Source organism: Alicyclobacillus acidiphilus NBRC 100859 (assembly GCF_001544355.1).
GTDB lineage: Bacteria > Bacillota > Bacilli > Alicyclobacillales > Alicyclobacillaceae > Alicyclobacillus > Alicyclobacillus acidiphilus.
Window position 1 is genome coordinate 138,656 of record NZ_BCQI01000001.1, and the last position, 12,218, is coordinate 150,873.

Sequence of the window (12,218 nt, forward strand, 5' to 3'; positions counted from 1 at the left end):
TGGCAACCTCCTCAGATCATGCGGCCAGAATGGCGGCTTATACCTGTGTAACGTCCTTCTCCTTATCTTCCAACATACTGTCGACCTGCGCAATAGATTTATCCGTGATTTGCTGAATTTTCTCCATGAATCGACGCGCTTCATCTTCCGAAATGTCGCCGTTCTTCTCCGCCTTTTTCAGGTCGTCGTTGGCGTCGCGGCGCACATTCCGAATCGCGACACGGGCCTCTTCCGCGATTTTCCGCACTTGTTTGACCAGTTCCTGGCGGCGTTCCTCAGTCAACGCAGGAATGGTCAAGCGGATCACCGATCCGTCGTTCGAAGGATTCAGACCGAGATCGGACTTCATAATCGCTTTTTCAATCTCGCTGAGCATCGACTTCTCCCACGGCGAAATGACGAGCAGCCGCGGTTCTGGCGACGTGATGCCCGCCACTTGATTGACCGGCATCTGCGAACCATAGTATTCGACCATCACTTTGTCCAAGAGCGACGGCGTTGCCCGCCCAGCCCGAACGCTTGCCAGTTCTCGACGCAAATTCGCAATCGCTTTATCCATGCGTTCTTGTGCATCCGCAATAATTTGCTGACTCACTTCGACTCATCCCTTCCTGTGGCGCCAGATCCCACCATGGTGCCAATTTTCTCACCAATTACAGCCTTGCGAATGTTGCCTTCTTCGTTGAGCGAGAAGACAAGCAGAGGAATGTCGTTGTCCATGCACAGCGATGCGGCGGTGGAGTCCATGACCCCCAACCCCTCGTTCAGGACCTGCATGAAATCGACTTCGGAGTATTTGGTGGCCGTAGGATCCTTTTGTGGATCAGCGGTGTAAACCCCATCCACGCCATTCTTGGCCATCAAAATCACTTCCGCCTCAATTTCCGCAGCCCGCAACGCCGCGGTCGTGTCTGTGGAAAAGAACGGGTTGCCAGTGCCGCCGGCAAAGATCACGACGCGACCCTTTTCGAGATGGCGAATCGCTCGCCTGCGTATGTACGGTTCCGCTACTTGCGACATCTCGATGGAGCTCTGGACCCGCGTAGCGACGCCAAGTTTCTCCAAGGCGTCCTGAAGTGCCAGGGCGTTCATGACCGTCGCGAGCATCCCCATGTAGTCCGCGGTCGCCCGATCCATGCCCATCTGGCTCCCCGAAAGCCCTCTCCAGATGTTACCCGCTCCAACAACCACCGCTACCTGCACATCTAATTTTTGGACGTCCGTGATCTGTTGCGCGATATCTCGAATCACGGTTGGATCGATGCCATAACCACCCGCGCCAGCCAAGGCCTCGCCACTTATTTTCAGAACCACTCGGCGATATTTCGGTGTCGTCACGAAAGCCCCTCCGTTTATTCGATGAAATCACTTGCTGATACGCCACACGAGGGAACACCGAAATGTGTCCCCTCGCGAGCGCGTGTTCGTCTTATTGGCGGACTTGAGCCATCACTTCTTCCGCGAAGTTCGTCTCTTGCTTCTCGATACCTTCGCCGACGACAAAGCGGGCAAACCGGCGAATCGAAATGTTTTCGCCGATGGTAGCGATCTTTTCGCGAAGGAGTGTATCAATCGACTTATCTGTATCCTTCACAAACATTTGCTCCATCAAACAGATATCCTTGAAGAACTTGTCGATCCGGCCATCGACGATCTTGTCCACAATATTTTCGGGACGTCCTTCGTTGAGCGTTTGAGCCCGGAGAATCTCGCGTTCCTTCTCCACAACTTCCTCAGGCACGTCTTCGCGGCGCACGTATTGCGGACTTGCAGCGGCAATATGCATTGCAATGTCCTTCACAAACGTGCGGAAGTCTTCATTCTTCGCTACGAAGTCGGTCTCGCAGTTTACTTCAACCAGCACGCCGATCCGGCCGCCAGCGTGAATATAGGATTCGACGACGCCCTCAGCCGCCACGCGGCCAGCCTTCTTCGCCGCAGATGCGAGTCCGCGTTCACGAAGCACTTCCATGGCGCGTTCCATATCGCCGTTCGCCTCTGTCAGAGCCTTTTTGCAGTCCATCATGCCCGCGCCTGTCTTCTCGCGCAATTCCTTCACCATTGCAGCTGTTACTTCAGCCATCCTGATATCCTCCTCAAGTGTCTTCGATGGATGCCAATCCGGCGACCCACGCCATATTCAAGTTGCATAAAAAAGGTGACGAGAGCGCTTTGCACCCGCCACCTCCCCGAGACATCCATCAAGCAGTCGTTTCTTCACCTTGCGTGCCCTCGAGCACCGCATCGGCCATCTTCCCGGTCAATAGGCGAACAGCGCGAATCGCGTCGTCGTTCCCTGGAATGACGTAATCAATCTCATCCGGGTCGCAGTTTGTATCGACGATGGCAACAATCGGAATCCCGAGCTTGTGAGCCTCAGCGACCGCAATCCGTTCCTTGCGAGGATCGATGACGAACATTGCGCCAGGCATCTTCGTCATGCCCTTGATACCGCCGAGGAACTTCTCGAGGCGTTCAGCCTCTTTCTTCAGCAATATGACTTCCTTCTTGGGAAGCACATCAAACGTTCCGTCCTCTTGCATCTTTTCCAACTGTTGAAGGCGACGGATACGCTTTTGAATGGTGTTAAAGTTGGTCAACGTGCCGCCGAGCCAGCGTTGGTTGACATAGTACATATTGCAGCGTTCGGCTTCTTCCTTGACAGCCTCTTGCGCCTGCTTTTTCGTACCTACGAAGAGAATGGTCTCACCGGAAGCCGCGAGTTCGCGAACGAAGTTGTACGCTTCTTCGACTTTGCGAACCGTCTTTTGCAGATCAATGATGTAGATGCCGTTGCGCTCGGTAAAAATGTACCGCGCCATCTTCGGATTCCAACGGCGTGTCTGGTGTCCAAAATGAACGCCAGCCTCGAGCAGCTGCTTCATAGAAATAATCGCCAATGCATGTTCCTCCTTCAAGTTTGGCCGCCGAACGACTCATCCGCCCCCTCGACCTCAAAGCGAGGCACTTCGACGAAGCGTCATCATTCGTGTGAACTCCACATTTTGTGGGTCATTGCACTGCTGTCTAATATAGCACATGATCCAAACCGGAATCAATTGATTCCGCATTGCGTACCCGGATAATGCCCAGTTTACCTGCAAGGCTCCGGCGGATTCCCAAACGGACTCTGCATGATGGTTCGCACATACGCGACATCCTCCGGTTCGACGCCCAGTTTCGCGACGATATCGCCATCGGAAACGCCCGCATCCAGCAGGTCTAAAATCGCAAAGTACCGGCGAGAGTCCTTCACCTGGGACCCGTCCGACATCTCGTCCGACTTCTCCGCCTCAACCACGTCCGACGGGATCTTGTCTGATACAACCACATCTGACGCCGTCACAGAAACGGATTGACGCGCTGTCGGCCTATCTTCACGAGACAGCATATCGGCAACGAGCGTCTCCAACCGGGTGATGCGCGCTTCCAACGCGCGTTGGCGCCCATCGAACTCGACGTACAAGTCGCGCAGGATGGCGACCGCGTCGTCCGTTTCGTCCGCGTTTCCGGCCATTGCGAGGCCTGCTGCGGATCGCCGCGGGGACGATCCCGCCGAAACATTCGGTTTCGCCGACATGCCCTGGGTGGCGGCGCCTGAGAGAAGCCACTTGTACATACCTCGAACACCGCCGTATTTGCGCCATCCTCCCGTGATGACGTAGAGAACAAACAGCAGGATGATACAGACCACAGCCAATATGAGAGTCGGGAGCATGTCCAAGGTCACCTAGTTTCCAGATTGTGATTAAATCGACCGCTCCTCGCCGCGAGCGGTACGAATGTGCAATGCCCGTGAAGGAAGTTCGAAACGGATTGTCCGACCGACACTCCCGCCGACATCGAAATTGACAATGGGAATATGTAACTGGCTCAAATGTTCGGCGACCGCGGCAATATTCCGATCACCGATGCGCAAGGCTTCCGTTTGCAATCCGCGAAACATCTGCGAACCTCCTGCGTATTTGGCTTTCAATCTCGCTCGGTTCGCGCCCGCCTCAAGGACGTTTTCATACAGCCACCGAATCCCAGTGTCAGCGTATTTTTGAGGCAGCGCAGGCGACGGGGATGGGCTCTCGGGAAGCATGACATGCACCATGCCGGCGACGTGATCGATCACGTCAAACAAGACCAGTCCGATACACGAGCCTAAACCGGTCGTGGTGATGGTACCGGGGCCGGTGAGAATCGCCCCTTCTGCGATTCCAATCCGTATGGTTTGCTGTTCATCCACCATAGTACGCTTTCCTTCGCAGGACATCGAGCAGCGTATCCGTTCCGTCATAGTCAGGAAGCATGAAAAATTGCGTGTCGATGTGATTTCCCTCGTGGACGAGGGTGGAACTGATGAAAATGGCTTCGTTGTTCTCATTGCCGCTCATCATCAGACCGATATCCAAGACAGCGGCGGCCATGTCGATGGCGACAGCTGGCACGGACTGGTTCAGATTCAAGCCGCACAAGTCGCTGATGGCGGCCACGTAGGCTCCCGAGAGGATGTTGCCTACTTCCGCGATCGCCGACAATTCGAGTTCCGTGTAATCGTCCTCGCGGCGCGCTTCACGAAGCATGTGAGCCAACAGTCTGTCCGCGCTTGGCAGGGTCATCAACACGAACATATTGCCCGGAATGGCGCCTAGCAGTCGAATGAAAACGGCAGCCACCAACCTGTCGCTGCCGACGGTTTCCACGATGTCCGCGCAGGGACAGAGCCTTGCCTCCGTCACGGACATGGTGACGCGGCCATCCAGCAGAATGGACAACGCCGTTGCAGCATGCCCTGCGCCAATGTTGCCAAATTCCTTCAAGGCGTCTGTCGTCAACGCGTCCAGCTTGTTCCCATTCATCCTCGTACCTGCCTGTCCACTTCTTGAAGCTGCTCCAGTTCGACGTCAGACAGGATTTTCTCCAAATTCAGGATGACCAACAACCGATCCCCCACCTGCGCGACGCCTTTCAAATACACGGCGTGGATGCCGCCGACCACCGGCGGCGGCGGCGCGATCCCGCCATCCTCGATTGACACGACGTCTTCCACCGCGTCGACAATCATCCCGACTGTCATATCGTTGACTTCGGTCACGACGATTCTCGTCGCGTCTGATTCCTGTCCATTGCGCGTCAGCCCGACGCGTTCCCGCAAGTCGATGACGGGTGTCACAGTGCCGCGCAGATTGACGACGCCCTTGATGTAAGACAGGGTTCGCGGAACCTGCGATATGTTCATCATCCGTTCAATCGAGATGACCTGCATCACCGACGCGCCATAGAACTCGTTGCCGAGCTTCATGACCACATACTGTTCACTCATCTTCTGCTTCTCCTCTCTCAAGCGCCTAGTTGAAGCACCTCGCGGACATCGAGGATCAGCGCCACTTGCCCATCGCCTAAAATGGTGGCGCCGGAAAACATTTTCACGTTGGCCAGATATCGCCCGAGCGGTTTGTTGACGACCTCCAACTCGTCGACGATCTCGGTGACCGTCAAGGCGACGTAATCTTTGCCGTCCTTGCAAATCACCGTGTTCCACGGATGCTGTTCGCCGCACGTTCGGCCGAAGAACTTGTCTCCCAAATCCAGCACGGGCACGACCTTGTCGCGAAAGCGAACGACCGGATGCTCGTGCACCCATTCCAGATCCGAGGCGTCCACTCGCGCGACTTCTTCGATGTTCGCAGTTGGCACCGCGAACAACTCTTCACCGACACGAACCAGCATGGCCGGCAAGATCGTCAGCGTAAGCGGAAGTTCAATGATAAAAGCCGTGCCTTCTCCGACTTTCGACTCGATGCGAATCGTGCCGCCAAGCGAATTCACCTTGCCTCGAACAGCGTCCAACCCGACGCCGCGCCCCGAAATATCGGACACGGTTTGCGCGGTGCTAAAGCCGGACGCGAACAAAAGTTCAAACACCTGCTCGTCCGACATGCCCTTGGCCTGCTCCGGCGCAATCACGCCCTTTTTGACAGCCGACTGCAGGACCTTCTCGCGTTCGATCCCGCCGCCGTCGTCCCGCACTTCGAGATAGATATGCCCGCCCGTCGCGTACGCGGACAGCGTGATCTTGCCACGACGCGGCTTTCCGTTCCGCTCGCGTACATCGGGCGATTCAAGGCCGTGATCGGCCGCGTTGCGAAGCAGATGGACCAGGGCTTCGCCCATTTCATCCATAATGGTTCGATCCATTTCCGTTTCGAGACCGGTCATCTCAAAGTCGAATTCGCGGTCCAGCGACTTCTGGAGATCTCGCATCATCCGAGGAAACCGTTGGAACAGGGCTTCCACGGGCATCATGCGCATGTTCATGACACCTTCCTGCAAGTTCTCCGACAAACGCCCGATCTGTTCGCTCACCTCCCGCAGCGCGGGATCCCCGCTCTGCTGCGCAAGCAGATCCAAACGCGTTCTGGCGATGACCAACTCGCTCAGCACGTTCATAAACTCGTCGATGCGGCCCACAGGCACACGCAGCGTCTGCTCCCTGCCTCGGCCAGAGACTGGCGTCGCCGTGCTGGCGGCGGCAGGCTGCTCCGGAGCCGCTGCGCTTTGGGCAGAATGCTGCTCACTTTGACTCGACGCAGCGACTGCGTCGAGATCGATTTCGCGGACAGTCTCCACCTCTGTGATATCGGCAATGGCCGCCATCACATCCGAAATCGAAGCTCCATTCACGACGACTGCAATCTGGACCGGTCCTTCGAATTCCCCTTCTTCAAGCAAAGAGGCCTCCGGATAGCACGCCAGACTGTCGCCGAACTGTTCGATGGCCCGCATGATCATCACCATGCGAACACCCTTCATCACACAAGACGAACTCAGTTCAATCTCGATCACGCCCACGGTCAGTCCGTCTCGCCGAAGCTCCCGAAGCTTTTCGAAGACATCTGCCGACAGCCCATTCGAGGCTGCCTTTTGGATGGCCGGCTGCTCGTTCCCCGCCATGACAGCCGCCAATTGAGCCAACAGCCCGCCGTGATCCAGATGCGCATCTTGGCCGTGATCGCGAATCGACTGCAAATTCATGGTCAGCGCATCCACAGCTGCGAGGAAAATATCGACAACGCTCGGCTGAAAGACTTCTGGATGCGCCCGCACATAACCCAGGGCATCTTCCATGCGGTGCGTCAATTCCGCCATCTTCGTGAAGCCCATCGTGGCGCTCATACCCTTGAGCGTGTGAGCCACTCGAAACATGGCGGCAAAGATGCTGTCTTCCGCCCCTTGCTGCTCCAACTGCAAACACAGATCGTTGAGCGTCGTCAGATTGTCTTCAGACTCTGCCAAGAACGCGTCGAGATATTGACTGATATCCATCGTTCCACTCCTTCAACAGCCATGTCTGTCACAGAGCAAGCCGTTCCGTCAACCAATTCGAAATGGCAGACAGCGGCAAACCGGCCATGGCGGCGCCGGATTCCAAAGCGACTCTGGGCATCCCGTAAATCAGCGCCGATTCGGCCGACTCAGCGACGGTGTAACCCCCGACGTCGCGGATGCCGCCAAGTCCTTTCACGCCGTCGCGCCCCATTCCAGTCAGGATGACGCCGACCAGTTGCAGGCTCGAAGCCAGCGGAATCGCCGAGTCAAACAGCACATCGACCGAAGGCTGGTGCCCGCCGACCGGATCTTCCCGCGCAATCGCGAGCTGCAATGCGGAATGGCTTCCGGTAACCCGCATCTGGTACCCGCCAGGCGCGATGTACACGTGCTTCTCGACCAACGGCTGACCATGTACACCTTCATCGACTGTCCATTCAGACAATTGATTCAGGCGATTGGCCAAATTGGCGGTGAAGCCCGGGGGCATGTGCTGTACAACGCAGCACGCGACACCGTCGACCGCCTTCCAGTGGCTGAACAGTTCGGTCAAAGCCTTCGGCCCGCCCGTAGAGGTGCCAATCAAGACGAGCGCTCGAAGAGGTCGGTTAGGCACCGTGGCCACGGTCGCGGCCTCCTCCGAACAAGCGGCTTTTCAACAGTCTGTCGAAGAAGCCAGACATGCCGAGCGACGGCGTCTGCAAATCCTTGCGCAAGAAGTTGGACGCAATCTGTCGATAGCAGGAAGCCGCTTTGCTGTTGGCTGCATGATGAAGCACGGGAACCTGCCGCATCACGGCCTGGCTGACGCTGGGATCCTCCAGAATGTAACCGAGGGTCTCGAGATGAACGTCGAGAAAACGCGACGTGACGCGCGTCAATCTGTCCACGCTTTGCTTGGCTTCCGTGAACGATTGCGCCCGGTTGACCACGACTTGCGGCGCCGGCGTGATCAACCTGCGCGTCAACAGTTTCATAAACGCGTACGCGTCGGCCATCGCGGTCGGCTCCGGCGTCGTGACGAGGACGAGTTGATCGGCCGCCGCGACCAGACGGATGCTGACTTCATTCACTCCGGCCGCGCAATCGAGCAGTACGACATCGTACATTTGGCTCAGTTTGCCAAGTTCCCACACGAGGCGGGCGTGATCGTCCGAACTCATCAACAGGTGATCAAAGAGGCCGTTGCCCCCTGAAATAAACGCCAACCCGTATGGGGAATATTCGACAATGTCGTTCAAATGACGGCCTTCCAGCACGTCCAGCAACGAGTGAGAGGGCGATATATTCAAAAGCACCTCGACGTTTGCGAAACCGACGTCCGCGTCCAAGATCAGAACTCGAACACCTTGCTGCGCCAACGCGATCCCAAAATTCACACAGAAATTCGACTTCCCTACGCCGCCCTTGCCGCTCGCGACGGCGACGACTTTAGCAGGGTTCGCAGACGACTGCGCGAAAGCCGTATCGGCCTCTGCGGCCATGGATCGCATACCCATTTGCGTTCTCAATTGCGATGCTTGATCAAGCATCGACTTCACCCCCGACCCAACGATCCAGCAACTCTTCTATCGAGAGAATATCTATATCGTCTGGAACGTTCTGTCCATTCGTGATATACGACATCGGCAGCTTGCTCTCGTCCAACAGACGAGGAATGAGTCCTACGCTGTTGGTCTCATCCAGCTTGGTAAACAGCAGTTTATGAACGGACAAGACAGGGCACAGCGCAATCAAGGCGTCGGCATCTTCCGGTTTCGTCGTCACGGATACAACCAACATCGTTTCATCAGGGTGTAACGCGTCCAACAACCGCTTGGTTTCCGCCACCGTTTCCGAGTTGCGAAAATTTCTTCCCGCCGTATCGACCAGAATCAAATCGCAGCGCTTCTGCAATCGTTCGAGCGCCGAATCGATGGAAGCCGGATCCTCGACGACGACCATCGGCACGTCGAGAATGTCCGCGTAAGTCTGCAACTGCTGGACTGCCGCGATCCGGTATGTATCCGTCGTCAACAGCCCAATCCGGCGCTGCCCCGCCAGCACGTGTAAAGCCGCGATTTTCGCGATGGTGGTCGTCTTGCCCACACCCGTCGGTCCCACGAACGCCACAATCCGGCTCTCTTTCTCAATCGGAAGCGGCCGTGCCCGATCCGACAACGCTTCGACAATCGTGTGCCGAACGATGGAGAGCGACGAATCGAGGTCTTGGCGCCGAGCCGCGTCGACTCCCTCGAGCCAGCGCGCAATCTGCTCGTCGGCCAGTCCCTCCCGCCGAAGAAAGGCAGCCGTTCGATCCCGCAACGGTTCCCGCTCGCTATGCTCGTCGTCGCTCGCGCCCGAGTGCAACTGGGTGACCATCTGCTTCAGTGACGACAGTTCTCGCAACACGTCCTTCAAGTCCGTCGCCGGGGCCGCACCAACCTTGTCCGCTTCCACGGGTGTCGACGGGGCTTGATTCTGATACGCGCGATACGCCGACGCCAAACTTGATTCGAATGAGGCCGATCCCGACGGCGCCTGAGACGCGGCCGGCGCGTCGCGCTGCTCCTCGCGCCCTTGGACGACGGCGAGTTCCAACAATGATTTGGTATCTTCGTCGCCCTCTGCTGACTGCGCCGGATCGACGGCTGCCTGGTTTGGACGTGAACGTTTCGGATCGTGTTGGAGTGGAATGTCCCCCCCAACCGCGGCGGTCACTTCCAGCCGCGTTTGCCACAAGAGTCCCAGCCACTTGCGGACTCTCACTTTTTTTGTGCTCAAGATGACGGCGTCCTTGCCCAAATCTTTGCGAATCGACAGCACCGCTTCCGGCATGTCCTTCACAACGTATCTGCGGACAATCATCAGAGGTTCACCACGCCTCCACTTTGAATTTCAACCGTTGGATCCAGTTCGTTGAACGACAATACTGCGAGATCTGGCAAATATCTTACAATCCAGCGTCTAACCGGAAGCCGCAATTGCGGATGAATCAGCAAGATTGGTGTCTTGCCGAGGCCTTGTAATTTTGTGACTTCTTCTTGCAGGCTTCGAATCACGCGACTCGATTCCGCAGGATCCATGCCGACGAACAGGCTTCCTCCCTGCTCCACAAGCGACTGCTGAATTCGCTGTTCCACCGCCGCGCCCAGCGTAATCACCGTCATCGGCTCGTTCGGCAGCGTGAATTCGTGACAAATCTGCCGCGCAAGCGCCTGTCTGACGCGCTCCGTCAAGGTGTCGATATCTTGCGTCTGACGTCCCACGTCGGCGAGCGTCTCGAGGATGGTGACCATATCGCGAATGGATACCTTCTCCTGCAAAAGATTGCTTAATACGTTTTGAATTTGGCCGAGCGACAGCGTGTTCGGATACACATCGTCCACCGCCGCGGCGTTAAACGTCTTCACGTGATCCAGCAGAGCCTTGGTCTCCTGGCGTCCGAGCAATTCATGCGCATGGCGCCGCAAGACTTCCGTCAAGTGCGTCGCGATGACCGAAGGCGGATCCACCACGGTATACCCGTTCACTTCCGCTTGAATCTTCATTTGCGCGTTGACCCAAATGGCCGGAAGGCCGAACGTCGGATCCTTCGTCGGGATCCCCTGAACGGACGGATGATCCACCCCTGGGCTCAACGCCAACCAGTGTCCCATGACAATTTCGCCCTCGGACACCTGAACACCTTTTAATTTGATCACGTATTGAGTCGGCTTGAGTTGAATATTGTCGCGCATCCGCACCATAGGCAGTACGAGCCCGAGTTCTGTCGCAAGCTGCCGTCGAATCATGACGACCCGCTCCAGCATGTCGCCGCCTTGTTTGCTGTCCACCAGCGGGATCAGACCATAGCCAAACTCGAATTCAATCGGTTCGACCGTAAGCAATTGATACACGTTTTCCGGCTTTTTCGTCGCCGCCTGCTCCGATCTCGCCGCTTCCTCCGCCTGCTTCTTCTCCACGAGCTTCTTGGTCTGTTGCATGCGGCGAGCCATCAATGTGGCGCCGCCTGAAATCGGAAGGACAGGAAGAATGCCGATGGGAGTGACGATGCCGAGCAGCAGAATGGCACCAGACACGATGTAGAGCGCTCTCGAATAGCCAAAGACCTGCTTGACCACGTCTTCGCCGATGTTGCCCTCCGACGCGGCGCGGGAAACCATGAGGCCCGTCGCCGTCGACAGGAGCAGAGCCGGAATTTGGCTGACCAAGCCATCGCCGACCGACAGCATCGTGTAGGTGTGCAAGGCCTGCGTGAACGGCAATTTGTTCATCGCCACGCCAATGATGAACCCTGCGACGATGTTGATGGCGACAATCAACATGGACGCGATGGCGTCGCCTTTGACAAACTTCGACGCACCGTCCATGGCGCCGTAGAAGTCCGCCTCGCGCTCGATGTTCTGCCTTCGCATGCGAGCCTGCTCTTCGTTGATTAAACCCGCGTTCAAGTCGGCGTCGATCGCGATCTGCTTGCCGGGCATCGCGTCGAGCGTGAACCTCGCCGCGACTTCCGCCACGCGTTCGGCGCCGCGTGTGATGACGATAAACTGAACGATGATGATGATCAGAAAGACCATGAAGCCGACGACTGGATTTTGTCCAATCACGAAATTGCCGAACGTCTTGATGACACTTCCTGCGTTGCCCTGTCCCAAAATCAGCCGTGTCGTCGAAATGTTGAGCGACAGCCGATACAACGTCGTGATCAGAAGCATGGAGGGGAACACGGAGAAATCAAGAGGCTCCTTGGTGCTCATCGCCACCAACAGGATCGTCATCGACAAAAAGATGTTCAAGATGATCAAAACGTCCAACAGCGCTTTGGGAATTGGAATGACAATCATGACGATCATGCCAAGCACGAACATCATGACGATCAAATCGGTTCGCTTCAGCCAATTCATTTTCATCCAGCA

The 12,218-nt window shown here is 56.7% G+C and carries 13 protein-coding genes; all 13 read right to left on the reverse strand.

The window, feature by feature from the left end; translation table 11 throughout:
- Positions 1-37: 37 nt before the first annotated feature.
- The gene (gene frr / locus AAC01S_RS00620; RefSeq protein ID WP_067617137.1) at positions 38-595 is read right to left on the reverse strand and encodes a ribosome recycling factor; all 558 of its coding nucleotides are present in this window, start codon (positions 593-595) and stop codon (positions 38-40) included.
- Positions 592-1,338, reverse strand: coding sequence for a UMP kinase (gene pyrH / locus AAC01S_RS00625; protein ID WP_067617140.1), 747 nt, complete (start codon positions 1,336-1,338; stop codon positions 592-594). Before pyrH ends, frr begins: the two co-directional genes overlap by 4 nt.
- A gap of 91 nt (positions 1,339-1,429) precedes the next feature.
- Positions 1,430-2,083, reverse strand: coding sequence for a translation elongation factor Ts (gene tsf / locus AAC01S_RS00630; protein WP_067617143.1), 654 nt, complete (start codon positions 2,081-2,083; stop codon positions 1,430-1,432).
- Between the two features lie 118 nt (positions 2,084-2,201).
- On the reverse strand, positions 2,202-2,900 hold the full coding sequence (rpsB, locus tag AAC01S_RS00635; protein ID WP_067617145.1) for a 30S ribosomal protein S2: 699 nt from the start codon (positions 2,898-2,900) through the stop codon (positions 2,202-2,204).
- Positions 2,901-3,094: 194 nt separating this feature from the next.
- A complete protein-coding gene (locus AAC01S_RS00640; RefSeq protein ID WP_067617148.1) occupies positions 3,095-3,718 on the reverse strand; it encodes a hypothetical protein in 624 nt (207 codons plus the stop codon).
- A 30-nt stretch (positions 3,719-3,748) separates the two neighbouring features.
- The gene (locus AAC01S_RS00645) at positions 3,749-4,237 is read right to left on the reverse strand and encodes a chemotaxis protein CheD (RefSeq protein ID WP_067617151.1); all 489 of its coding nucleotides are present in this window, start codon (positions 4,235-4,237) and stop codon (positions 3,749-3,751) included.
- On the reverse strand, positions 4,227-4,847 hold the full coding sequence (locus tag AAC01S_RS00650; RefSeq protein WP_067617154.1) for a chemotaxis protein CheC: 621 nt from the start codon (positions 4,845-4,847) through the stop codon (positions 4,227-4,229). The genes AAC01S_RS00645 and AAC01S_RS00650 overlap by 11 nt, the downstream gene beginning before the upstream one ends.
- Positions 4,844-5,311 (reverse strand): chemotaxis protein CheW, encoded by a 468-nt coding sequence (locus tag AAC01S_RS00655; protein WP_067617157.1) that lies wholly within the window; start codon positions 5,309-5,311, stop codon positions 4,844-4,846. The genes AAC01S_RS00650 and AAC01S_RS00655 overlap by 4 nt, the downstream gene beginning before the upstream one ends.
- A gap of 17 nt (positions 5,312-5,328) precedes the next feature.
- Entirely contained in the window at positions 5,329-7,314 is a 1,986-nt protein-coding gene (locus tag AAC01S_RS00660) for a chemotaxis protein CheA (protein ID WP_067617161.1), read from the reverse strand.
- Between the two features lie 28 nt (positions 7,315-7,342).
- Complete coding sequence (locus AAC01S_RS00665) at positions 7,343-7,942, reverse strand: CheB methylesterase domain-containing protein (protein ID WP_067617164.1); 600 nt, start codon at positions 7,940-7,942, stop codon at positions 7,343-7,345.
- Positions 7,926-8,849, reverse strand: a complete 924-nt coding sequence (locus AAC01S_RS00670) for a MinD/ParA family protein (protein WP_067617167.1) — start codon at positions 8,847-8,849, stop codon at positions 7,926-7,928. The genes AAC01S_RS00665 and AAC01S_RS00670 overlap by 17 nt, the downstream gene beginning before the upstream one ends.
- A complete protein-coding gene (flhF, locus tag AAC01S_RS00675) occupies positions 8,842-10,164 on the reverse strand; it encodes a flagellar biosynthesis GTPase FlhF (RefSeq protein ID WP_067617170.1) in 1,323 nt (440 codons plus the stop codon). Before flhF ends, AAC01S_RS00670 begins: the two co-directional genes overlap by 8 nt.
- Positions 10,164-12,212 (reverse strand): flagellar biosynthesis protein FlhA, encoded by a 2,049-nt coding sequence (flhA, locus tag AAC01S_RS00680; protein WP_083511396.1) that lies wholly within the window; start codon positions 12,210-12,212, stop codon positions 10,164-10,166. The genes flhF and flhA overlap by 1 nt, the downstream gene beginning before the upstream one ends.
- Between the last annotated feature and the right edge of the window lie 6 nt (positions 12,213-12,218).

Coding starts and splice junctions, on each gene's coding strand:
- tsf (WP_067617143.1), bottom strand. CDS start 2,083: ATGGCTGAAGTAACAGCTGCAATGGTGAAGGAATTGCGCGAGAAGACA.
- AAC01S_RS00640 (WP_067617148.1), bottom strand. CDS start 3,718: ATGCTCCCGACTCTCATATTGGCTGTGGTCTGTATCATCCTGCTGTTT.
- AAC01S_RS00645 (WP_067617151.1), bottom strand. CDS start 4,237: ATGGTGGATGAACAGCAAACCATACGGATTGGAATCGCAGAAGGGGCG.
- AAC01S_RS00650 (WP_067617154.1), bottom strand. CDS start 4,847: ATGAATGGGAACAAGCTGGACGCGTTGACGACAGACGCCTTGAAGGAA.
- AAC01S_RS00655 (WP_067617157.1), bottom strand. CDS start 5,311: ATGAGTGAACAGTATGTGGTCATGAAGCTCGGCAACGAGTTCTATGGC.
- AAC01S_RS00660 (WP_067617161.1), bottom strand. CDS start 7,314: ATGGATATCAGTCAATATCTCGACGCGTTCTTGGCAGAGTCTGAAGAC.
- AAC01S_RS00670 (WP_067617167.1), bottom strand. CDS start 8,849: ATGCTTGATCAAGCATCGCAATTGAGAACGCAAATGGGTATGCGATCC.
- flhF (WP_067617170.1), bottom strand. CDS start 10,164: ATGATTGTCCGCAGATACGTTGTGAAGGACATGCCGGAAGCGGTGCTG.
- flhA (WP_083511396.1), bottom strand. CDS start 12,212: ATGAAAATGAATTGGCTGAAGCGAACCGATTTGATCGTCATGATGTTC.